Source organism: Bradyrhizobium sp. S3.12.5 (genome assembly GCF_040548225.1).
Lineage (GTDB): Bacteria > Pseudomonadota > Alphaproteobacteria > Rhizobiales > Xanthobacteraceae > Bradyrhizobium > Bradyrhizobium cytisi.
This window is the reverse complement of the sequence record NZ_JBEPRF010000008.1, coordinates 76,028-96,205: the sequence shown is the minus strand read 5'-3', so window position 1 is coordinate 96,205 and position 20,178 is coordinate 76,028. Positions and strand designations below refer to the sequence as shown.

General features: G+C 62.4%; 20 protein-coding genes and 1 pseudogene. 14 read left to right on the top strand and 7 right to left on the bottom strand.

The window, feature by feature from the left end; genetic code table 11:
- Positions 1 to 20: 20 nt before the first annotated feature.
- The 5 genes from ABIC09_RS13490 to ABIC09_RS13470 all read left to right on the top strand — a co-directional run bounded on the left by ABIC09_RS13490 (position 21) and on the right by ABIC09_RS13470 (position 4,646).
- Positions 21 to 782 carry a sugar phosphate isomerase/epimerase family protein gene (locus tag ABIC09_RS13490; RefSeq protein WP_187434610.1) on the top strand — a complete coding sequence of 254 codons (762 nt, stop codon included), beginning with the start codon at positions 21 to 23 and terminating at the stop codon, positions 780 to 782.
- A 13-nt stretch (positions 783 to 795) separates the two neighbouring features.
- On the top strand, positions 796 to 1,956 hold the full coding sequence (locus tag ABIC09_RS13485; RefSeq protein WP_148749098.1) for a Gfo/Idh/MocA family protein: 1,161 nt from the start codon (positions 796 to 798) through the stop codon (positions 1,954 to 1,956).
- Positions 1,957 to 2,113: 157 nt separating this feature from the next.
- Positions 2,114 to 3,169: a sugar phosphate isomerase/epimerase family protein gene (locus tag ABIC09_RS13480; protein ID WP_148749097.1), complete on the top strand. Its 1,056-nt coding sequence runs from the start codon at positions 2,114 to 2,116 to the stop codon at positions 3,167 to 3,169.
- Positions 3,170 to 3,182: 13 nt separating this feature from the next.
- On the top strand, positions 3,183 to 4,358 hold the full coding sequence (locus ABIC09_RS13475; RefSeq protein ID WP_354109553.1) for a Gfo/Idh/MocA family protein: 1,176 nt from the start codon (positions 3,183 to 3,185) through the stop codon (positions 4,356 to 4,358).
- Positions 4,359 to 4,499: 141 nt separating this feature from the next.
- Positions 4,500 to 4,646, top strand: a complete 147-nt coding sequence (locus tag ABIC09_RS13470) for a hypothetical protein (protein ID WP_354109552.1) — start codon at positions 4,500 to 4,502, stop codon at positions 4,644 to 4,646.
- Between the two features lie 105 nt (positions 4,647 to 4,751).
- Here ABIC09_RS13470 and ABIC09_RS13465 read toward each other — a convergent pair whose 3' ends face one another.
- From ABIC09_RS13465 to ABIC09_RS13445, 5 genes are read right to left on the bottom strand one after another with little or no spacing between them, the layout of a single operon-like run.
- A complete protein-coding gene (locus ABIC09_RS13465) occupies positions 4,752 to 5,831 on the bottom strand; it encodes a Gfo/Idh/MocA family protein (RefSeq protein ID WP_354109676.1) in 1,080 nt (359 codons plus the stop codon).
- A 37-nt stretch (positions 5,832 to 5,868) separates the two neighbouring features.
- A complete protein-coding gene (gene nagA / locus ABIC09_RS13460; protein ID WP_354109551.1) occupies positions 5,869 to 7,035 on the bottom strand; it encodes an N-acetylglucosamine-6-phosphate deacetylase in 1,167 nt (388 codons plus the stop codon).
- Positions 7,035 to 8,060, bottom strand: a complete 1,026-nt coding sequence (locus ABIC09_RS13455) for an SIS domain-containing protein (RefSeq protein WP_354109550.1) — start codon at positions 8,058 to 8,060, stop codon at positions 7,035 to 7,037. The genes nagA and ABIC09_RS13455 overlap by 1 nt, the downstream gene beginning before the upstream one ends.
- Entirely contained in the window at positions 8,057 to 8,812 is a 756-nt protein-coding gene (locus ABIC09_RS13450; protein ID WP_246229590.1) for a GntR family transcriptional regulator, read from the bottom strand. The genes ABIC09_RS13455 and ABIC09_RS13450 overlap by 4 nt, the downstream gene beginning before the upstream one ends.
- Positions 8,803 to 9,762: a glucosamine kinase nucleotide-binding domain-containing protein gene (locus tag ABIC09_RS13445; protein ID WP_354109549.1), complete on the bottom strand. Its 960-nt coding sequence runs from the start codon at positions 9,760 to 9,762 to the stop codon at positions 8,803 to 8,805. The genes ABIC09_RS13450 and ABIC09_RS13445 overlap by 10 nt, the downstream gene beginning before the upstream one ends.
- On the opposite strand from ABIC09_RS13445, the gene ABIC09_RS13440 reads away from it, so the two are divergent.
- From ABIC09_RS13440 to ABIC09_RS37425, 8 genes and pseudogenes are all read left to right on the top strand, one after another.
- A complete protein-coding gene (locus tag ABIC09_RS13440; RefSeq protein ID WP_354109548.1) occupies positions 9,762 to 10,724 on the top strand; it encodes an N-acetylmuramic acid 6-phosphate etherase in 963 nt (320 codons plus the stop codon). The two genes, ABIC09_RS13445 and ABIC09_RS13440, sit on opposite strands and share 1 nt — an antisense overlap.
- 1 nt (position 10,725) lies before the next feature.
- Positions 10,726 to 11,988 carry an ABC transporter substrate-binding protein gene (locus ABIC09_RS13435; RefSeq protein ID WP_354086523.1) on the top strand — a complete coding sequence of 421 codons (1,263 nt, stop codon included), beginning with the start codon at positions 10,726 to 10,728 and terminating at the stop codon, positions 11,986 to 11,988.
- 138 nt (positions 11,989 to 12,126) lie between these two features.
- Positions 12,127 to 13,077, top strand: coding sequence for a carbohydrate ABC transporter permease (locus ABIC09_RS13430; RefSeq protein WP_354109547.1), 951 nt, complete (start codon positions 12,127 to 12,129; stop codon positions 13,075 to 13,077).
- A gap of 7 nt (positions 13,078 to 13,084) precedes the next feature.
- Complete coding sequence (locus ABIC09_RS13425; protein ID WP_354109546.1) at positions 13,085 to 13,918, top strand: carbohydrate ABC transporter permease; 834 nt, start codon at positions 13,085 to 13,087, stop codon at positions 13,916 to 13,918.
- A gap of 8 nt (positions 13,919 to 13,926) precedes the next feature.
- Positions 13,927 to 15,045 carry an ABC transporter ATP-binding protein gene (locus tag ABIC09_RS13420; RefSeq protein ID WP_354109545.1) on the top strand — a complete coding sequence of 373 codons (1,119 nt, stop codon included), beginning with the start codon at positions 13,927 to 13,929 and terminating at the stop codon, positions 15,043 to 15,045.
- Positions 15,042 to 15,620, top strand: a complete 579-nt coding sequence (locus tag ABIC09_RS13415) for a histidine phosphatase family protein (protein ID WP_354109544.1) — start codon at positions 15,042 to 15,044, stop codon at positions 15,618 to 15,620. Before ABIC09_RS13420 ends, ABIC09_RS13415 begins: the two co-directional genes overlap by 4 nt.
- A 200-nt stretch (positions 15,621 to 15,820) precedes the next feature.
- Positions 15,821 to 16,177 (top strand): annotated as a pseudogene (locus ABIC09_RS13410) (Y-family DNA polymerase); the annotation flags it as partial.
- Positions 16,178 to 16,187: 10 nt separating this feature from the next.
- Positions 16,188 to 16,400, top strand: a complete 213-nt coding sequence (locus tag ABIC09_RS37425; RefSeq protein ID WP_502917669.1) for a hypothetical protein — start codon at positions 16,188 to 16,190, stop codon at positions 16,398 to 16,400.
- Positions 16,401 to 16,752: 352 nt separating this feature from the next.
- On the opposite strand, the gene ABIC09_RS13405 is transcribed toward ABIC09_RS37425, so the two are convergent.
- Both ABIC09_RS13405 and ABIC09_RS13400 read right to left on the bottom strand, forming a co-directional pair.
- Positions 16,753 to 17,034, bottom strand: coding sequence for a helix-turn-helix domain-containing protein (locus tag ABIC09_RS13405; RefSeq protein WP_148753956.1), 282 nt, complete (start codon positions 17,032 to 17,034; stop codon positions 16,753 to 16,755).
- Positions 17,031 to 17,369: a type II toxin-antitoxin system RelE/ParE family toxin gene (locus ABIC09_RS13400; protein ID WP_148753955.1), complete on the bottom strand. Its 339-nt coding sequence runs from the start codon at positions 17,367 to 17,369 to the stop codon at positions 17,031 to 17,033. Before ABIC09_RS13400 ends, ABIC09_RS13405 begins: the two co-directional genes overlap by 4 nt.
- Positions 17,370 to 17,438: 69 nt before the next feature.
- Between ABIC09_RS13400 and ABIC09_RS13395 the strand changes: the two genes are divergently transcribed.
- Positions 17,439 to 19,997, top strand: coding sequence for a TOTE conflict system archaeo-eukaryotic primase domain-containing protein (locus tag ABIC09_RS13395; protein WP_354109543.1), 2,559 nt, complete (start codon positions 17,439 to 17,441; stop codon positions 19,995 to 19,997).
- The last annotated feature ends 181 nt before the right edge of the window (positions 19,998 to 20,178 follow it).

Genomic DNA, 20,178 nt, shown 5'->3' with positions numbered 1-20,178 from the left:
CCAGCTACCGAAAGCGCGACATGACCAAGCCGATCGACCGATTGTCCATACAACTGTATTCAGCCCGCTCCATCACCCCGCTCGAGGCGCAGATCGCCCTGCTGTCCAGCCTCGGCTACACGATGGTGGAGCCCTGGGGCGGACTGTTCAACGATCCCGAGACGCTGAAGAGGCTCCTCGATGTCCACGGGATGACCGCGCCGAGCGCCCATGTCGGGCTCGACCGGCTGCGCGGGGACGCGGTCAACACGGCGAGGATGTGCAAGGGACTCGGCATCGAGACCATCTTTGCGCCGGCCCCACCATTGGGCGAGCGCGAGGGCGGAGAAAAGGAATGGCGCGGCATTGGGCGCGAGCTTGCTGACATCGGAAAGGCGGTGGCCGACGAGGGGCTCAAATTTGGCTGGCACAACCATCATTGGGAATACGGCCGTAGCGGCAGCGGTAAGACCTATCTCGAATGTCTGTTCGAGGAGGCGCCCGACCTCGTTTGGGAGGCTGATCTCGCCTGGATCGTGCGCGGCGGCGGCGATCCGGTTGCCGAGATCAAGAAACATGCGCAGCGCCTGGTCGCCTGCCACATCAAGGATCTTGCGCCATCGGGACAGTGCGTCGACGAGGACGGCTGGGCTGATCCCGGCCACGGCATCATGGACTGGCCGGCGCTGCGCGCGGCGATGACGGAGGCCAGGGTCTCCTTGTTCGTCGCTGAACACGACAAGCCGAATGACGTCGCCCGCTTCGCGCGCAGGGCGCTCGAGACCGTGACCGCTTGGACGTAACAGGGAGGGGATCATGAGCAGGCTCGGAGTCGGCATCGTCGGTTGCGGCAACATCTCGACGATCTACATGCACAACTTGCCGAAATTCCGCGATCTTAGGCTGGTCGCCTGTGCCGACCTGCGGCCCGAGGCCGCGCAAGCCCAGGCGGGGCAGTTCGGCATCGAGGCGTTGTCGATCGAGGCGCTGCTGGCGCGTCCTGAGATCCAGATCATCATCAATCTCACCACGCCGAACGCGCACTACGACGTGAGCCAGGCGGCGTTTAACGCCGGCAAGCACGTGTTCGGCGAAAAGCCGATCACTGTTGAGGCCAAAGACGCCGCGACCTTGGTCGCGGAGGCGGCGCGTCGCGGCCTGAAGCTCGGCTGCGCGCCGGATACTTTCCTTGGCGGCGGCGGACGGATGGCGCGCGAGTTCGTCGATACGGGTCGGATCGGCAAGGTGCTCTATGGCACCTGTTTTCTGATGTCGCATGGCATGGAGCATTGGCACCCCGATCCAACCTTCTTCTTCAAGCCGGGCGGCGGACCGATCCTCGACATGGGCCCCTACTACCTGGCGGCCCTCATCAACCTGTTGGGTCCCGTTGTACGAGTTCAGGGGCGCGCGAGCGCCGGCTTCGCCACGCGGCTCGTCACCTCGAAGGGGCCGATGAACGGTAAAACCGTCGCGGTTGAAACCCCGACGACGGTCATGTCGCTGCTGCATTTCGAGTCGGGTGCCGACATCATCTTTGCGATGAGCTGGGACGTCTGGAAACACGGACATCCGCCGATCGAGCTTTACGGCACCGAGGGCTCGCTGCGGGTGCCGGATCCCAATTTCTTCGGCGGCGCCGTGCAATACACTGAGAAGGGTGGCGATTGGATCTCGGTCGCAGCCGACGACCGGCCGTTCGGCAAGCCCAACTGGCGCTCGCCGAATTGGGCCGATCACATGCCGAATCAGGCCAACTATCGTTGTCTGGGCGTCGCCGAACTCGCAAGTGCGGTGCTACACGGCACGCCACACCGCTCCTCCGGAGCGCTGGCGAGCCATGCGCTGGAAGTGAAGCACGCGATCCTCAAGGCCGGCGTCGAAGGCGGAGAGATCGCAGTGCGCTCGCGCGTCGAGCGACCGGCCCCGCTGTCCGACCTCGAGGCGATGGCGTTGTGGGCCGGGGAGACGTTCTGAAGCCGGGACAGTCCTCAGCTAAGATTGCCCGATCTGGGTATTGGAGTGAAATGCCCGCCCGGTCTCCGGGAACCAGCAAGGGGAGGCGAGTTTTGGTGGGGTATCGAACTCAGCGGGCAGGTGCTGCTGGAGCGTCTAGGATAGAAGGAAGCATTCGATGAAGATGATCAAAGGACCAGCGATATTCCTCGCTCAGTTCGCTGCCGACGCGGCGCCGTTCAATTCCTTCGATTCGATCTGCGGATGGGCCGCCTCGCTTGGCTACAAGGGGGTTCAGATTCCGAGCTGGGATGGGCGGCTTTTCGACTTGAAGAAGGCCTCGGAGTCGCAGGACTACGCCGACGAGGTGAGAGGTATAGCAGCCCATCACGGCCTCTGCATCACCGAGCTCTCGACTCATCTTCAGGGTCAGCTCGTCGCCGTTCACCCGGCGTATGATGCGGCATTCGACGGTTTCGCCGTGCCGGAGGTGCGCGGCAATGCCAAGGCGCGCACGACGTGGGCCGTCGACCAGGTCAAGCGCGCGATCTTAGCCTCCAGGCGTCTCGGGCTCACCGCACACGCGACCTTCTCCGGTGCACTTGCCTGGCCCTATGTCTATCCGTGGCCGCAACGTCCGGCCGGCCTCGTCGAAACAGCCTTCGACGAACTCGCGAAGCGCTGGCGGCCGATCCTCGACTATGCGGACGAGCATGGCGTTGATGTTGCCTATGAGATCCACCCGGGCGAGGATCTGCACGACGGCGTCTCCTACGAGATGTTCCTGGAGCGGGTCAATAACCATACGCGCGCGAATCTGCTCTACGACCCGTCGCACTTCGTTCTGCAGCAGCTTGACTATCTGGACTACATCGACATCTACCACCAGCGCATCAAGGCCTTCCACGTCAAGGACGCCGAGTTCAACCCGACGGGCCGTCAAGGCGTCTATGGCGGGTTTCAGAGCTGGGCCGACCGTGCCGGTCGCTTCCGTTCGCTGGGCGATGGCCAAGTCGATTTCGGCGCCATCTTCTCGAAGCTTACGCAACACGATTACGGCAGCTGGGCGGTGCTCGAATGGGAGTGCGCGCTGAAGCATCCTGAGCAGGGCGCGCGCGAGGGCGCCGAGTTCATCAAGAGCCATATCATCCGCGTCACTGAGAAAGCCTTCGACGATTTCGCGGGCTCGGGCGCGGACGACACGGCGAACCGCAAGATGCTGGGCCTATCCTGAGCGGGAGGAGAATATGCCGATCAACGCAAGCAATGAACCCGGCGGTCATGCGCGTATCCGACTGGGAATGGTCGGCGGCGGACAGGGGGCCTTCATCGGCGCCGTCCACCGCATTGCCGCTCGCATCGACGACCAGTTCGAGCTGGTTGCCGGCGCGCTCGCGTCCGATCCGGTTCGAGCCAAGGCCTCGGCGAAGGAGATCGGCATCGCCGACGATCGCGCTTATGGCTCCTTCGAAGAGATGGCGACGGCCGAAGCCGCGCGAGCGGACGGCATCGAGGCGGTCTCGATCGTAACTCCAAACCATATGCACAGCCCGGTCGCGAAGACCTTCCTTGAAGCCGGAATCCACGTCATCTGCGACAAGCCCCTGACGACGACCGTGGCGGAGGCCGAAGAGCTGGTGGCGCTCGTCAAGAAGAGCGGCAAGGTGTTCGTGGTGACGCACAACTATACGGGCTATCCCATGGTCCGGCAGGCGCGCGCCATGGTCGCGAATGGCGACCTCGGGGAGATTCGGCTGGTCCATGCCGAATATCTCCAAGACTGGCTGACCGAGCGATTAGAGGCAAGCAGCCACAAGCAGGCGGCGTGGCGCACGGACCCGGCACGGTCCGGCGCCGGCGGGTGCATCGGCGACATCGGCACTCATGCCTACAATCTCGCCTGCTTCGTCACCGGGCTCGAACTGGACGAGCTGTTCGCCCAGCTGTCGACCTTTGTCGAAGGACGGCGTCTCGACGACGATGTCCAGATCCTCCTCAAGTGGAAGGGCGGCGCCAAGGGCATGCTTTGGGCGAGCCAGGTCGCCGTCGGCAATGAGAATGGCCTCACGCTGCGCGTCTACGGCAGCAAAGGCGGCCTCGAATGGGCGCAGGAGAATCCGAACCATCTCTGGTTCACGCCCTACGGCCGGCCGAAGCAGCTCCTGACCCGCGGCGGGGCCGGCGCCTTGGGCGAGGCGGGCCGCGTCACCCGCGTCCCCTCCGGCCACCCCGAGGGATATCTTGAGGGTTTCGCAACAATCTATGCCGAGGCAGCGCGCGCCATCCGCGCGGCAAGGGCCGGCGGACGGCCGGATCCCGAGGTGACCTTTCCGACCGTTGAGGATGGCCTAGCAGGCGTGAAGTTCATCGATGCTGCGGTGAAGTCCTCGGCACGCAAGGGTGCCTGGGTTCGAATGACGTAACTGCCGACACGTCTATAGCAGTCGGCGGTGGGGTTGCGCTTGCGGCGTCTTACAAGGCAAAAGCCCTTGGAGTGCTTGGGACGCGCCTAGTCGTCGGTCCCCTAGCCGCAACGCACTGGGCAGCCGCTCGCCGCGATCAGCATGGGCACCACAATCGGGCGGCTGAATGCTGAGCGTTTGCCGATTGTGGTCCAGGTGCTAAGGCGCGAGGCCGAGGCGCTGGCGGCGAAGATCAACCCGTTCGACGCTGCCTTGCGCAGGCCGAAGCAACATGCCGGCTCGTATTAAGATGTCCCATGCATGCCGGTACGTTGCTTGTCGCGCAGTGGTGTGGGTACTTGCCTGGGTATTTCTCTCCGATCCGGGTGCGCGGCGCATTCGATAGGCGCGGATCTACAGGCGGACGACTTCACCGCTTCGGACGCTCTCGTCGGCGGCAAAGACGATACGGAGTGAGTTGATCGCGTCCTCGTGATGCTCGGATAGGTCGATCTCGCCACGGATCGCACTCAGAAACAGCCGCTGCTCGCGCTCGCAGAGCTCTTGATGGCCGGGTTCGTCTGCGGTCGAGATCAACTCATCCGGCTTCGCAAAGCGGCCTTCGGTGACGAGCGCCGCGTGATGGATGCGAAGGGCGTTGGTCCGCGTATGCGTGTCATGGTCCGCCGAATGCGCGCCCGCATCGGTGCTCTCTTTCGCGACGATCGACACACTGCCGTTCGGGCCGATCAAGTCCTTCACGAAATGAGCGGTCTCGCTCATCATCGGACCCCAACCGACCTCGTACCAGCCGACGGATCCATCGTCGAACATGATGTGAAGATGGCCGTAATTGTACATGGCAGGCGCGATCTCGCTCGTCAGCCGCGCCCCGACCGCATGGACCGCGACGGGACGCGCCCGCGTCACCTGACACATGATGTCGACGTAATGGACGCCGCAATCGACGATCGGCGAAGTCGACCGCATGAGGTTCTTATGAACCTCCCAGAAGGAGCCCGTAGACTGCTGGTTGAGGTTCATGCGCATCACGAGCGGCTTTCCGAGCGTCCGGCCGATCTCGACGAAGCGCGACCATGCGGGATGCACGCGCAGGATATAGCCGATCAGCAGCGCCTTTCCGGCCGTACGTGCAGCGCTGACGACCCGCCGCGCGGCCTCCAGCGTGTTGGCGAGCGGCTTTTCGCAGAAAACATGCGCATCTGCGGCGAAAGCCTGCAAGGCCATGGCGGCGTGATGCTCCGTGTAGGTGCAGATCGCGACGGCATCGGGACGCAAGCTCGTGAGCGCCTCGTCGAGGCTTTCGAAGCGCGGAAGAGAGGGAAACTCGGCCTCGAGATCGTCGCGATCGGCTGCGCGGGAGGTGCAAAGACCGACGAGCTCAAATCCCTCGACCGATCTGTAGGCGCGGGCGTGGCTCGTTCCCATGGTGCCAAGGCCAACCACGAGAACGCGAACATTCTGTGCGGTCAAAATGGAAGGCGAGGACATGGCTCGATCGGTCCTTCAGTCAGGTGTTGCCTGCCAGCTCGTCGCGCTTGGAGCCGTCGGCGGTTGGCCGGCCCTCGATCCAGGTTTCGAGTACCCGTAGCTCGTCGTCGAGATGCACGAGGCTTGCGAGATAGCCTGGTGCGATACGGCCAAGTTCCGCGTCGCGCCGGAGAAACGTCGCCGGAACGCGTGATGCCATAGCGAGGGCATCGGCGAGCGGAAGCCTCACGACGTTGACGGCATAGCGCACCGCCTCGTCCATGGTCAGAACCGAGCCGGCGAGCGTCCCATCGTCGAGCCGCAGGCAACCGTCCACACACGTCACGCGGCGGCCCTGTAGATCGAACTGATCGGGACCGCCGGCGGCCGGTGGCATCGCGTCGGTGATCAGCATGAAGCGATCATGCCGCTTGGCGGCAAAGGCGATACGAAGGTTCGCCTCGTGCACATGATGACCATCCGCGATGATCCCGACGAAAGCCTCGTCGAGATCGAGCGCTGCGCCGACCATGCCTGGTTCGCGCCCGGCGGGTGCGCTCATCGCATTGAACAGATGGGTGAATGCGTGTGCGCCGGCTTTGACGGCTGCGCGCGCCTCCGCGTAGCTTGCACTGGAATGGCCGAGCGAAATCAGCACGCCACGCCGCGCGAGTTCGGCAATGCTCGCCGCATCGACCCGATTGGGCGCGAGCGTCAGCATGACGGCGCCGCAGTTCGCCTCGACGATCGTCGCAATGTCGCCCGGCCTGAGGTCGCGGATATGTCTGAGCTCATGCGCGCCCTTGCGAGCCGGATCCAGGAAGGGTCCTTCCAGATGGATGCCGAGCGTCGCCGGGGTCAGTTGCCGTGCTTCGCGCGTCCCGGCGATTGCCGCCGCCATCACTTGCGGGGCATCGGTTACCAGCGTCGGCAGCAGTCCGACGGTGCCGTGCTTGCGATGCGCTGCGGCGATGCGGGCGATGCCTTCGGGCGTCGGGTCCTCGTTGAACAAGACGCCGCCACCGCCATTGACCTGCACATCGATGTAGCCGGGCGCAAGCAGGCCGCCACCGAGATCGCGTACCGGGCCATGCGGTCTCTCGGAGTACGGGAGGATCGCGGCGACGCGGTCGCCTTCGACGACGACCGCGTGGTCGTCAAAAAAACGCTCGCCATCAAAAATCCGTGCGCCGGTCAAAACGATCATCAACGGGTCTCCGTCACCTTGCGCAGGTTGCGCGGGCGGTCGGGATCTCGCCCGAGCCGGAGCGCAAGCGCCTCGGCAAGGCGGTAGAAGCGGTGGATCATGACGATGGGCTCCAGCAGCGTCGCCTCCACTTTTGCGGTCGCGAGACGATCCGCCTCGTCGGCGCCTCCGGCCTCGATTGTAATCACCCTCGCGCCGGCACTCGCCAGCGCCGCAAGTGTCGGCAGCATGCCTTCGCGCGCCGCGTCGGACGGCAGGAAGGCGATGACGGGAAAGCCGGGTTCCACAAGTTCGGCCGGGCCATGCAGCACCTCGGCCGCGGAATAGGCTTCGGCGTGAATCGCGCAGGTTTCCTTGAGCTTCAGCGCCGCCTCCGCGGCGATCGCAAGCGTGGCGCCGCGGCCGAGCACGAAAGCGCTGCGGGCATTTGCGAGTCCCTCCAGCATGGCCGTGGGCGGCGGCGCTGCTTGCCCGCGCAGGATGTCCGGCAGGTCGGAGAGGGCGTCTGCGAGCTGCCGATCCTGGCGCCAAGCCGCGACCAGGCTCGCGCACGCGACGAGACCTGCAACCATCGATTTGGTCGCCGCGACGGAGCGTTCTGTGCCGGCACACAATGGCAGCAGCACTTCGGCCTCTTGCGCGAGCGGCGAGGCTACGTCGTTGACAAGTGCGACGGCCAGCGCACCGCCGCGTCGTGTGGCGCGCTGCATTTCGACAATGTCGGGGCTGCGTCCCGATTGCGAGATCGCGACAGAAACGCCACCTGCGAGCCGCATCGGGGTACGATAAAGCGTCGCGATGGAAGGGCCGATCGAGGCACAAGGCACCCCCGAGACAATCTCGACCAGGTATTTCAGATAGAGCGCGCAGCAATCCGACGAGCCGCGGGCGATGGTCGCGACGAGTGGCGGATCGAGCATGCGCAGACGCGCGCCAAGTTCAGCGAGCCGCTCCGCGTTGTGGCCGAGCTGGCGCGCGACCGCTTCGCCTGTCTCGCCGATCTCCTGAAGCATGTAGGTCGTCATCGGTGCGCCTTTCGGGCCGGTGGCGACAGCGTGAGTTCGGAGACGAAGTCATAGGCGTCCGCCCGGTACCAGGATTTCGTGAATTCGACGCAGGATCCGTCGGCAAGATAGGCGATGCGCTGGATATAGAGCGCCGGGCTGTCCGGTGCGACGCCGAGCAGTTCCGCATCCGACTGATCGACGAGGGTCGCACGCAAGCGCTGCAAGCCCCGGGCGGGCTTGAAGCCTCGCGCGGAGAGCGCCTCGTACAGCGAGCCGCCGACCGAATCCTGTTCGGGAAGAAAGCGTATCGGCACGGCGGCGCGCTCGATCGCCATGGGCGAACCGTCAGCCAGGCGCAGGCGGCCGAGCCGGAACACGCGTTCGTTCGGCCGTACGCCAAGCATCATGGACTCTTCCGGTGTCGGCAGGAACACGCCGCGCTCGAGCTCGCGCGAGCTCGCCTCCAATCCACGCAGCCGCATGTCCTCCGTGAAGCTCGTCAGGCGCGAGGAGGGCTGCTCGACGCGCGGCGTCGCGCGATGGATGAAGGTGCCGGCGCCGTGGCGGTGAAACAGCACGCCTTCGGCGATCAAGTCGGCAATCGCCTTGCGTAGCGTGGTGCGCGATACCTCGAGCAGCTCGCACAATTCGCGCTCGGCCGGAAGCAATTGCGTCTCTGCGAAGCGTCCAGTCTCAATCTCGCGCCGAAGCGCGTCGACCACGGCGCGATAGAGCTTCTGGCCCGGCGCGGTTTCGACCGTCATGGACATGCGGCGTCCTCCGCGAGCGTTCCGCCGATGAGCAGGATCGCGCCGTCGACTGCGTCGCGCCGGGGCGCGGAGAGGCGCTTGGCCACATCAGGCGGCAAAAACGGGCGCAAGGGCTCACCGAAGCCGCCGGCGAGGGCAACGCGCTCGGCGCCAAGTGCATTCAGGGCGTTCGCAAGCGCCGCTATCGCGCTGGCTGCTTCGCCGACAATTTCGCGCGCGCGCATATCTCCGGACCTGGCGACGTCCAGGATCTGGGGCGCGAAGGCGCCGTAGTCGCGTGGCCTTGCGTCCGCTGCCCAGCGGCTCATCCGCAACGGATCGCCGTCGAAATGGCGCCCGAGTGCTTGCGCCAGGCCGCTCATCGGCTCGAGGCCATCGATCGCACGCAGCGTCGCACGCAACGCCGATTCGCCAAGCCGTGCAGCGGATCCGTCGTCGCCAAGCCAGAAACCGCGTCCGCCGATAATAGTCGTTCGAGCTCCCACGCGAGCTATGCCCGCCGAGCCCGTGCCCGCGATAATCAGGCCGCCATCGCCGAGGCCATTGGCGCCGACGCAGGCGGCGACTGCATCATTGACGGCGACGATGTGTGCAAAGCCGGGCAGGGCGGCGGAGACGCGCGCCGCTTCCTCGTCGTCCGAAAGCCCGGCAAGGCTAAGGCCGACTGCGATCTCCTGCCTTGGTGCGCCGGCCGCGATGGCGGACTCGATCGTTTCACGGACGACCCGCATGGCTTCGTCGAAATCGAGATAGATGTTCGAAGCCGGCCCGAGGCCGTGCCCGAGTTCGCGACCCGACGAATCCCGCAATCTCGCGCGGCAGCGGGTCGCGCCGCCATCCACACCGAGGAAAAACTGGGCCGTCGCCACGGAGCCTCCTAAAAAGTTCTTAACGCCACTAGACAAGTGGTATGTCAGGTGGCAAAAGTAAATACAAGAGGTATCTACCATTGGTATCCACGATGTCGGTGCTGCCGCGGCTGGAGACGGACGGAGAGAGGTGCCGCGACACCGGTGGTGTCGTGACCATCGATGAGGCGGTGTTCGCGGAGGCGATGCTCGCATCCTACCGCCGGGCGATCGCTTCGGTCGCGGCTGCCTCCGGCGACATCCGCGCCGCCGCGCTTCGCCTCGCGGCGATTTGGCGAGCAGGGGGACGGCTGATCTATGCGGGCGCCGGCTCTTCCGGTCTTGCGGCCGCTGAAGATGCAGCCGAGCTTCCCGGCACGTTCGGCCTCGATGAGAGCCGCATCGCGATTGTCCTGCCCGGCGGGACCACCGAGCCGTTCCGCATCGATGGCGTCGCGGAGGACGATGCCGCAGCCGGTGAGCACGCGATAACCGGGCTCGGTGATCTCTCTCATGATGCCGTGATCGTCGTATCGGCGAGCGGCTCGACGCCGTTCACAGTCGCAGCGGCCGCAGCGGCGCGCCGCCGTGGCGCCTTCGTGATCGGCATCGCGCATCGTCAGGGCTCGCCCTTGCTCGTCGGTGCCGACGCGTCGATCTTGCTCGATAGCGGAGAGGAGGCGCTGCGCGGCTCGACACGGCTCGCGGCCGGAGTTGCGCAAAAGGCCGCGCTAGGCATGCTCTCGTCATTGATGGGATTCGAGCTTGGTCACATCCATCGGGGCCTCATGGTCAATCTGAAGGCCGACAATGCGAAATTGCGCGAGCGGGCGCGCGGGATCGTCGCAACAATCGCCGGCGTCAGCGATGCGGAAGCGGAAGCGGCGCTGCGCGAGGCCAGCGGCGAGGTTAAGCCGGCGATCCTGATTGCCTGCGGTGTCGTCAGCATGAGCGAAGCCGTCGCGTGGCTCGCTGCTGCGGAAGGCCGGATAGACGACGCGTTGAGCCGCGCATGCGCAAGAGCCAACGGGATCAAGGGCGAAGGCCCGAACAAGGGAGCGTAGCATGAGACGGACATTCAAGGCTGCAATGGGAGCTGAGCTTGCCGCGTTGGCGTTGCTTGCGGGGCTTGCGTCGGCCCAGGCAGGCTCGTTGAAGATCGAGAGCTGGCGCAATGACGACGCTGACATCTGGAACTCGAAGATCATCCCCGCCTTCAACAAGCACTATCCCGACATCAAGATCGAATTCGCGCCTTCGGCGCCCAAGGAATACAACGCCGCCCTGAACGCGCGGCTTGATGGCGGCACCGCCGGCGACCTCATTACGTGCCGTCCGTTCGACGCCTCGCTCGCGCTCTATCAAAAGCATCAGCTTGATGCGGTCGACGGCCTCAAGGGTATGGACAATTTCTCTGATGTCGCGAAGGCGGCGTGGCAAACTGACGACGGCAAAACCACCTTCTGTGTTCCGATCGCCTCCGTCATCGCCGGGTTCATCTACAACAAGGAAGCATTCGCCAAAGTCGGCGCATCTGAGCCAAAGACGCTCGATGAATTCCACGCCGTGCTTGAGAAATTCAAGAAGGACGGGACCTATGTCCCGCTGGTGATGGGCACGGCTGACCAGTGGGAGGCCGCGACCATGGGATTCCAGAACGTCGGTCCCGACTATTGGAAGGGCGAGACCGGTCGCGCCAATCTCATTGCGGGCAAGGAGAAGCTCACCGATCCGCAATACGTCGCGGCCTTCAAGGAGATCGCAAGCTGGGCGCCCTACCTCGGATCTGGCTTCCAGGCGCAGACCTACGCTGACAGTCAGAACCTGTTCTCGCTCGGCAAGGGCGCGATCTATGCGGCTGGCTCGTGGGATATCTCGACCTTCCGGGGCCAGGCGAAATTCGCCATGGGTGCATTCCCGCCACCGCAGCCGGCCGGCACGACGGATTGCTACATCTCCGATCACACCGACATCGCGATGGGCGTGAACGCAGCATCGAAGAACAAGGAAGACGCAAAGAAATTCCTGGAATGGCTGGCGACGCCGGAATTCGCAACGATCTACGCCAACGCGCTTCCCGGCTTCTTCCCCCTCGCCAAGACTGCCGTGAAGGTCGACGACGACGTCGCCGCAACCATGGTCGGATGGCGCCAGGCCTGCAAGTCGACGATCCGCAACTCGTATCAGATCCTGTCGCGCGGTACGCCGAATCTGGAAAACGAGCTCTGGAACGTGTCCGCGCAGGTCGTCAACGGCAAGCTGACGCCCGATGCTGCGGGCAAGCAGCTCCAGGATGGCCTCGACAAGTGGTACAAGCCCACCAAGTGAGTCGGTCCCTCTTCCCGCTTTGGCGGGGAGGGGGACTGTCCTTGTTTCATTCGACAGTGGCTGCACGCTCCGCTAACAAGACGGCAAGAGCCGCAAGCGCGGAGAGGGACGACAACGCAGGTTTAATCTCTTTCCATCATGGCTGAATCGGTCTCGAACATCACGGCCCAGATGCCTCGCGCAAAACTCGCGGGCCTTCTGCTGTTCTTCCTCGGACCGGCGGTCGTGATCTACACCCTGTTCTCGATCTATCCTCTCGTCGCGACCATGGCGCTCTCCACCTACACGAGCGATGCGTCCGGAGCCCGATCTTTCGTCGGCCTCGCCAATTTCGAGACGCTGCTCGGCGATGCGCTGTGGTCGAAGCCGTTCTGGAATTCCCTCGGAAACAATCTGATCTTCTTCGCCGTGCACATGTGCATGCAGAATCCGATCGGTATTGCGCTCGCAGGATTGCTGAGCCTGCCGGGCCTGAGGCTCAAGGGCTTTTATCGCACCGTCATGTTTTTGCCGACGATGCTCTCGGTTGTCATCGTCGGATTCTCCTGGAACCTGATCCTGTCCCCGCTCTGGGGCGTCGCTGCCGGCGCTTTGAAGGCCGTGGGCCTGGGCTCCCTGTTCGCTCCCTGGCTGGGGCTCGAATCGAGCGCGCTCGTAACCCTGTCCCTCATTTCCGTCTGGCAATTCGTCGGCATCCCGATGATGCTGATCTACGCCGCGCTGCTCAACATCCCCGAAGAGTTGATCGACGCGGCACGCGTCGATGGGCTCGGACAATTCCGCATCTTCTTCCACATCAAGCTTCCGCTCGTCCTGCCGACGATCAGCCTGGTCTCGGTCTTGACCTTCGTCGCGAACTTCAACGCTTTCGACCTGATCTATTCGGTCAAGGGTGCGCTTGCGGGACCGAATTTTGCGACCGACATTCTCGGCACGTTCTTCTATCGCACCTTCTTCGGCAATCAACTCCAGCTCGGCAATCCGACGATGGGCGCCGCGGTCGCGACCGTGATGTTCTTCATCATTCTCCTCGGCCTCTGCCTCTATCTCTTCCTCGTTCAGCGGCGCATCCGCCGTTACGCATTCTGAGGGCGGCATGACGGCGGAGCAGCGCGCAAAGAGCTTCAGTGTCCATCTCGTCCTGATCGCCTATAGCCTGCTTGCGGTTGGTCCAATCCTGCTCGTCGTGATGAATTCGTTCAAGGTGCGTAGCGCCATCTTCGGCAGCCCGCTCGCCCCGCCGGACGCTGCGACCTTCAGCCTCGTCGGCTATGAGAAGGTTTTTCGCTCCTCTCATATCCTGACCTATTATTCGAATTCGCTGATCGTGACTCTCGTCAGCATGGCGCTCGTGCTGCTGTTTGGCGCGATGGCGGCCTGGGCCCTGACCGAATACCGCTTTCGCGGTTCGACGGCGCTCGCACTGTTCCTGTCGATCGGCATCATGGTGCCGATCCGGCTTGGTTCCGTCGCGATCCTGAACATGATGCGGTCTGCGGGCCTGAACGACACGCTGACAGCCTTGATCCTCGTCTATGTCGCGCAAGGCCTGCCGATGTCGATCTTCATATTGAGCGAGTTCGTCCAGCAGATCCCCAGGGACTTGCGGGACGCCGCGCGCTGCGACGGCGTGCCGGAAACCCGGATCTTCTTCGAAGTGGTCGCGCCTCTGCTGCGCCCGGCGATCGCGACCGTCGCCGTCTTCACTATCGTGCCGATCTGGAACGATCTCTGGTTTCCGCTGATCCTGACGTCGAGCGACTCGACGCATACAGTCACGCTTGGGGTGCAGCAGTTTCTTGGCCAGTACATCACCGACTGGAATTCCGTGCTCGCGGCGCTGTCAATGGCGATCCTGCCGGTCGTCATAATCTACGTGATCCTCTCGCGCCAACTCATTGCGGGCCTCACCTCCGGCGCAGTCAAATAGGTTGTTGAATGGCCAATCTGCGCATCGAGCATCTCAATAAGCGTTATGGCGCGGCGACAGTGCTCAACGACATCAACCTGGGCATCGAGGACGGCGAGTTCGTCGTGCTCGTCGGCCCATCGGGCTGTGGCAAGTCGACGCTTCTGCGCATGATCGCCGGGCTCGATGGCGTCTCGAGCGGTGACATCCATATCGCAGAGAGGTGCGTCAATACGCTCGCTCCAGCCGAACGCGGCATCGCGATGGTGTTCCAGTCCTACGCACTCTATCCGCACATGAATGTGCGCAAGAACATGACGTTCGGCCTGAAATTCACCGGCGTGGCGCCGGCCGAACGGGAGCGGCGCGTCGCGGAAGCCGCCCGCATGCTGCGACTCGTAGACTTACTCGATCGCTATCCGCGCGATCTCTCTGGCGGCCAGCGTCAGCGCGTTGCGATCGGACGCGCGATCGTGCGCGAACCTGCCGTCTTCCTGTTCGACGAACCGCTCTCCAATCTCGATGCGGCGCTGCGCGTCTCGACCCGCGTCGAGATCGCCAATTTGCACAGAGTGCTGAAAGCGACGATCGTTTATGTGACGCACGATCAGGTCGAGGCGATGACGCTCGCCGACCGTATCGTCGTGATGAACAAGGGCTGCATCGAGCAGGTGGGCAAGCCGCTCGACCTCTACTATGAACCCGCTAACCTGTTCGTCGCCGGATTCATCGGCTCGCCCGCGATGAATTTCTTCGATGCAACGGTCGAAAGCATCGGGGGCGGACACGCGCGTGTCGCCGGTGCCGGGTTTGTCGATCTCGATCTGCCGGCGGCATCGCTGAAGGTCGGCGATGTGCTGACGCTCGGTGTTCGTCCGGAGCATCTTGTCCGGGGCGCGAACGGTCCCTTTACCGCCGAAGGCATCGTCGAGCTCGTCGAACGGCTTGGCGAGGCGTCGTTCGCCTATTTGCGCCGCGCCGACGGCAGGATGTTCGTTGCAGAGGTCCGCGGCCGCCAGACGCCGTCGCGAGGCGAGACGGTGACGCTCGTTGCGGCAGCTCCCGACGTACACGTCTTCGACGCCTCCGGCATGCGTGTTGCGATGCCGATTGCTAGTTGGTCTGACGTCGCGATCGTTCAATCATGACGAATGTCGTACGCTATCTGACCCATCCTCAGGTGAGTATCGATCCGTCGATTCCCGTTCCGCGCTGGGGCCTCAGTGAGGTCGGGAAAGCGCGTACCGAGGCCCTGACGATCGGGGGAGAGTTGTTAGGTACCACACAAGTCATCTCCAGCGGAGAGCGAAAGGCGATCGAGACCGCCGAGATCATTGCCGCAAAGCTGCGCGTCGACATAGAAGTGCGCGAGGCGATGCACGAGAACGACCGATCGGCCACCGGCTTCCTCGTCCCCGACCAGTTCGAGGCGGTGGCCAATCAGTTCTTCGGGCAACCCCACGTCAGCATTCGTGGCTGGGAACGAGCGGTCGACGCCCAGCGGCGCATTGTCGGCGAGGTCGAGCACGTGCTGGCGCGCAACACGCCGGGCGACGCGCTCTTTGTCGGCCACGGTGGCGTTGGTACTCTCTTATACTGCCATTATTCCGGTTTGGAGATTGATCGCGCCCATGACCAACCCGCTGGCGGTGGTTGCTTCTTCGCGCTCAGCTCGCATGGCCGTCGCGTGCTGCATGGGTGGCGTCGCCTCGAAGAGCTGTGATTTTCGCGAAGATCAATCCCGCTTGGACGATCTGTTGAAGCCAATACCCACTCCTTGAGAAATCCGCCGCGTGGTCTGTGTTGCTTCGATCCCACTCTGTAGCTTGACATTCGTTACAAATATTCTCGCGATGTTCTCGGCAGTACTTCGTCCTCGAAACGCCAGGGGCACTCGATCGGGATGGCTACGACAGCACCATCTTGAATGCGGACCTGGACGCCTTCTATGCCTCGGTAGAGCAGCTGTTTGACCCTTCGTTGCGCGGCAAGCCAATCGCCGTCGGCGGTAGGGTTATGCTTGCCGCATCGTACGAAGCCAGGGCCTTCGGAGTGCGCGGGGGCATGCCGGGACGATAGGCGCGCAAACTCTGCCCGCAGATCGCCTTTGCGAGCGGGCATTTTGGGGAATACCAACGGCTGGGTAACACAGCTATCAAGGTGATCGGCGATTTCACGCAGCTTCTGGAATGCATTTCCATTAACCAGGCCTTTGCCGACGTTGCGGGCTGCACCCATCGTTCGCCTGTCGAAATTGCCGGCTCAATCCGCTGGTGCGTGCGCATCGAGCTTGGCCTTCCGATCCCAGTCGGTGTGGCGCGCACCAAGTATCTGGGCAAAAATCGCCTCACAAGTCGCCAAGCCCGACGGGCTTGTGGTCGTCGATCCCGACACCGAGCTGGAATTCCCCAACCGCCTGCCCGTCGAGCTCATGTGGGAGTGGGCCCGGTCAAAAAGACACGGCTTCGTCTTTGAGCGCGAACGAACACCGGTGGCGGCCTGAAGGCCGCTTCGGCGAAACGCACCAACGCCGTGAACGACCCGACGTCGTCGGACAACAGCACGCTCCCAAACGACGCCAGCCCGCAAAATGCGGTCGCGGCGACGTCTCTTGATGGTCGCGATTCTCAAATCGATTGCCTGCAAGCACGATCTTGAGGATGATGTTGCAAAGGCTGAGTGCGTCCTACATAGGTATGTCATTGAAACCAAAAAGCTATCTCTTTTCCGTCGCACCCATGATGGATTGGATCGGGACATCTCAAAAAGGGAAATACGATCAGCATTTAAGCGGGGTCGTAGTCAGCCGTGCAGTACCAAATGCTGTACCGCGCCCGCGGCGAGCGGCGTTTGATTTAGGCTGCGTCCGAGATGCGCATTTCAACATGCAGGCCGGCAGCTCCGATCATATTGACCAAGGTATCGAGGCCAAACAATTCGATCTTGCCGCGCATGAGATCAGAGATACGCGGCTGGGTAACACCTAGCAGCTTGGCAGCTTCCGATTGGCTTAGCCCTGTCCGAGCGATATGAGCCTTCAAAGCCATGATCAACGCCGAACGGAGCTTCATGTTCTCAGCCTGCGCAGGTGTATCCTCAATTGCATCCCACACATTGTCGAAGCGTTTCTTGCTCATTGACCTAGCTCCTTTAATAAATCGCGGTAACGCTGCGCAGCCAAGTTCAGATCTGCTTTGCTCGTTTTCTGTGTCTTTTTCTGGAAGCAGTGCAGCACGTAAACGGCATCATCAAACTTCGCTACATACAGCACTCTGAATGCTCCCGCGGCATCGCGAATCCGAATTTCCCGCACCCCTCGGCCAACCGTATTCATGGGCTTCCAGTCGTCGGGCTCGCGCCCATGCTGGACTTGATCGAGTTGATGCCCCGCCTCGCGCCGAGCCGCTTGTGGAAACGCACGCAAATCGTCGAGTGCGCTGCCTCGGAATTCGACCGGCTTGAGATCAATCATTAAAACTGACTATACAAAATTTTGTATGAGTCGGCAACTCCTTTCGACTGCTGGTGCCGAGACCGGCGATTGGCGATCTTTGAGTTAAATTGCTGCTTCAGGATTGGTATTATTCGGGAGAATAAACATCGGCGCACTACAGCCTTCGCGATGAAGCAAACAAACGCCAGAATTACTGAACTCAGGGCCCGGCTTACCGCGCTGGAGCGCGAGCGTGCGGATGTCGTAGCCGAGATCAACACCTTACAATCGATGCGGAGTGAGGAGACCGAGCCAATCAAGGTGGTCCCTTCGGGACACGCTGGCGATCCCACGGACCGGAATTCGCCAATCGAGAAGAAGCTTGCGCTGTTTCGCCGGCTCTTCCGCGGCCGCTCAGATGTCTACCCTATCCGTTGGGAGAACCGTACGACGGAGCGGAGCGGCTACGCACCCGCCTGCGCGAATGAATGGCGCCGTGGGATCTGCGAAAAACCGAGAGTCAAATGTTCAGGATGTCCAAATCAGGCATTCCTGCCCGTAGACGACGTGGCAATCGAACGCCATCTCCGCGGAACCGACCCGAACGGCGCCCCGTTTGTGATGGGCGTCTATCCGATGCTTGCGGACAACGCCTGTTCGTTCCTGGCCGCGGATTTCGACGAAGGGGATTGGCGAAGGGATGCCTTTGCGTTTAGGGACGCCTGCGAGCGTCATGGAATACCTGTTGCCATTGAGCGGTCCCGATCCGGAAACGGTGCTCACGCCTGGATCTTTTTCGACGAGCCGATCTCAGCGGCATTGGCGCGCCGTCTTGGGGCCTTCCTGATTACCGACGCGATGGAACGAGTCCCCGATATCGGATTCGGATCCTACGATCGGTTTTTTCCGAGTCAGGATATCATGCCAGCGGGTGGCTTCGGCAACCTGATTGCTTTGCCTCTTCAGGGGCTCGCGCGAAGTTCTGGCAACAGCGAGTTCATCGACGATTCTTGTTCGCCGTATCCGGATCAGTGGGCCTTCCTGTCCGCGATTGCAGCTATGCCGCGAGCAAAGGTGGAACATCTGGTCGAGGAAGCAAGTGCATCTGGAAAAATTCTGGGTGTGCGTATTCCTCTCGCAGACGAAGACGAAGAACCGTGGCTAGCCCCGCCGTCGCGGCGACAGGCGCCGCCAGCAATCCGCGAGCCATTGCCGGGTGCGATCACTGTCGTACAGGCGGACCAGATCTACCTCCCGCGTCACGCGCTGCCACCGTCGCTGATCGCGCGCCTGGTTCGCCTGGCGGCATTCCAGAATCCCGAATTTTATGCCGCACAAGCAATGCGCCGATCGACCCATGACAAGCCGCGGATCATCTCTTGCGCAGAGTTGACCAGCCATCACGTTGCGCTGCCTCGCGGCTGCTTCGACGCCGTACTAGATCTGCTTGCGTCATTTGGAATTACAGTAACAATCGAAGATTGCCGTTTTTCCGGTGCGGCGATCCCATTTGCCTTCACTGGTGAATTGCGCTCCGATCAGGAAACCGCGATAGCGGCCCTGTTGCCGCATGATACCGGTGTGCTCGCGGCAACGACGGCGTTCGGAAAGACGATCTTAGCCATCCGGATGATGGCCGAACGCGGGCGGAATACATTGGTCCTCGTTCATCGCCGTCAGCTCATGGATCAATGGATCGAGAGACTCACCGCGTTCTCAAATATGCCGCGTGACGCGATCGGCATGATCGGCGGCGGCCGCCGCAAACCGAAAGGTCAGGTCGACGTCGCCTTGATTCAGAGCCTGGTTCGCAAGCTTGAAGTCGATGATATCGTCGGCAATTATGGGCATCTCGTCGTCGACGAATGCCACCATCTGTCGGCTGTAAGCTTCGAATTGGTCGCGCGCCGCAGCAAGGCCCGCTATGTCCTCGGCCTGTCAGCGACGGTTACGCGAAAAGACGGACATCACCCGATCATCGTTATGCAATGTGGTCCCGTCCGCCATCGCGTAGATGCGCGATCCGAGGCAGCCAAGCGCCCATTCGATCACGTGGTGCGGATCAGGGATACCGGCTTCCAACTTCAAACGGCATTGGACACTTCGGTCCCTTCTATCCAGGAAGTTTTCAAGGAAATGATTGCCGATGAAGCACGCAATGATCTCATATTTGATGACGTCTTGACTGCGCTGGAAGCGGGCCGTTCACCCGTCGTGATAACCGAGCGTACCGCCCATTTGGAGATCATCGCAAAGCGTCTTGAGCGTTTCGCAAAACATGTCGTCGTATTGCGCGGTGGGCAAAGCGAAAAGCAGCGCCGCGACATAGCCGCGCGGCTCGCTGCAATTCCCCAAGCCGAGGAACGTGTCATTGTCGCGACCGGACGTTATCTCGGCGAAGGTTTCGATGATTCCCGCCTCGACACCCTCTTTCTTACCATGCCAATTGCTTGGAAAGGTACCCTCGCTCAGTACGCCGGACGGTTGCATCGTCTCAACGACGTCAAGCGCGAGGTGATCATTTATGATTATGCCGACATGAGAGTGCCGGTCCTGGCCCGCATGGCTGCGAAACGCCGTGTTGGCTATCAGGCGATAGGTTACAAGGTGTTGGGTACGCGTGATCTGTTTTCTGATCGGGCGGTTACGCCGAACGAACCCACATAGGTCTCGCGCGCACCGCTGACCGGTCAGGCGTCTAAGTCACGGCAGTGCCATTCCCATTTCAAATTCGACGAGCTGGCGTAGCCAAAACACTTTGTCGAGGAGCGGTACTGCACGGGCATTTTTGTACTGCCGTGCAGTACCGGGCATGGTCGAAATAAGCGGAAATAATCGAGCGATCAGA

Bases quoted from the DNA above. Each gene is read 5' to 3' on its own strand.
- ABIC09_RS13430 (WP_354109547.1), top strand. From the start codon at position 12,127: ATGGCTGAATCGGTCTCGAACATCACGGCCCAGATGCCTCGCGCAAAA.
- ABIC09_RS13400 (WP_148753955.1), bottom strand. From the start codon at position 17,369: ATGATTGATCTCAAGCCGGTCGAATTCCGAGGCAGCGCACTCGACGAT.
- ABIC09_RS13420 (WP_354109545.1), top strand. From the start codon at position 13,927: ATGGCCAATCTGCGCATCGAGCATCTCAATAAGCGTTATGGCGCGGCG.
- ABIC09_RS13475 (WP_354109553.1), top strand. From the start codon at position 3,183: ATGCCGATCAACGCAAGCAATGAACCCGGCGGTCATGCGCGTATCCGA.
- ABIC09_RS13450 (WP_246229590.1), bottom strand. From the start codon at position 8,812: ATGTCCATGACGGTCGAAACCGCGCCGGGCCAGAAGCTCTATCGCGCC.
- ABIC09_RS13455 (WP_354109550.1), bottom strand. From the start codon at position 8,060: ATGACGACCTACATGCTTCAGGAGATCGGCGAGACAGGCGAAGCGGTC.
- ABIC09_RS13480 (WP_148749097.1), top strand. From the start codon at position 2,114: ATGAAGATGATCAAAGGACCAGCGATATTCCTCGCTCAGTTCGCTGCC.
- ABIC09_RS13425 (WP_354109546.1), top strand. From the start codon at position 13,085: ATGACGGCGGAGCAGCGCGCAAAGAGCTTCAGTGTCCATCTCGTCCTG.
- ABIC09_RS13470 (WP_354109552.1), top strand. From the start codon at position 4,500: ATGGGCACCACAATCGGGCGGCTGAATGCTGAGCGTTTGCCGATTGTG.
- ABIC09_RS13435 (WP_354086523.1), top strand. From the start codon at position 10,726: ATGAGACGGACATTCAAGGCTGCAATGGGAGCTGAGCTTGCCGCGTTG.
- ABIC09_RS13445 (WP_354109549.1), bottom strand. From the start codon at position 9,762: ATGGTAGATACCTCTTGTATTTACTTTTGCCACCTGACATACCACTTG.
- ABIC09_RS13485 (WP_148749098.1), top strand. From the start codon at position 796: ATGAGCAGGCTCGGAGTCGGCATCGTCGGTTGCGGCAACATCTCGACG.
- ABIC09_RS13490 (WP_187434610.1), top strand. From the start codon at position 21: ATGACCAAGCCGATCGACCGATTGTCCATACAACTGTATTCAGCCCGC.
- ABIC09_RS13415 (WP_354109544.1), top strand. From the start codon at position 15,042: ATGACGAATGTCGTACGCTATCTGACCCATCCTCAGGTGAGTATCGAT.
- nagA (WP_354109551.1), bottom strand. From the start codon at position 7,035: ATGATCGTTTTGACCGGCGCACGGATTTTTGATGGCGAGCGTTTTTTT.
- ABIC09_RS13405 (WP_148753956.1), bottom strand. From the start codon at position 17,034: ATGAGCAAGAAACGCTTCGACAATGTGTGGGATGCAATTGAGGATACA.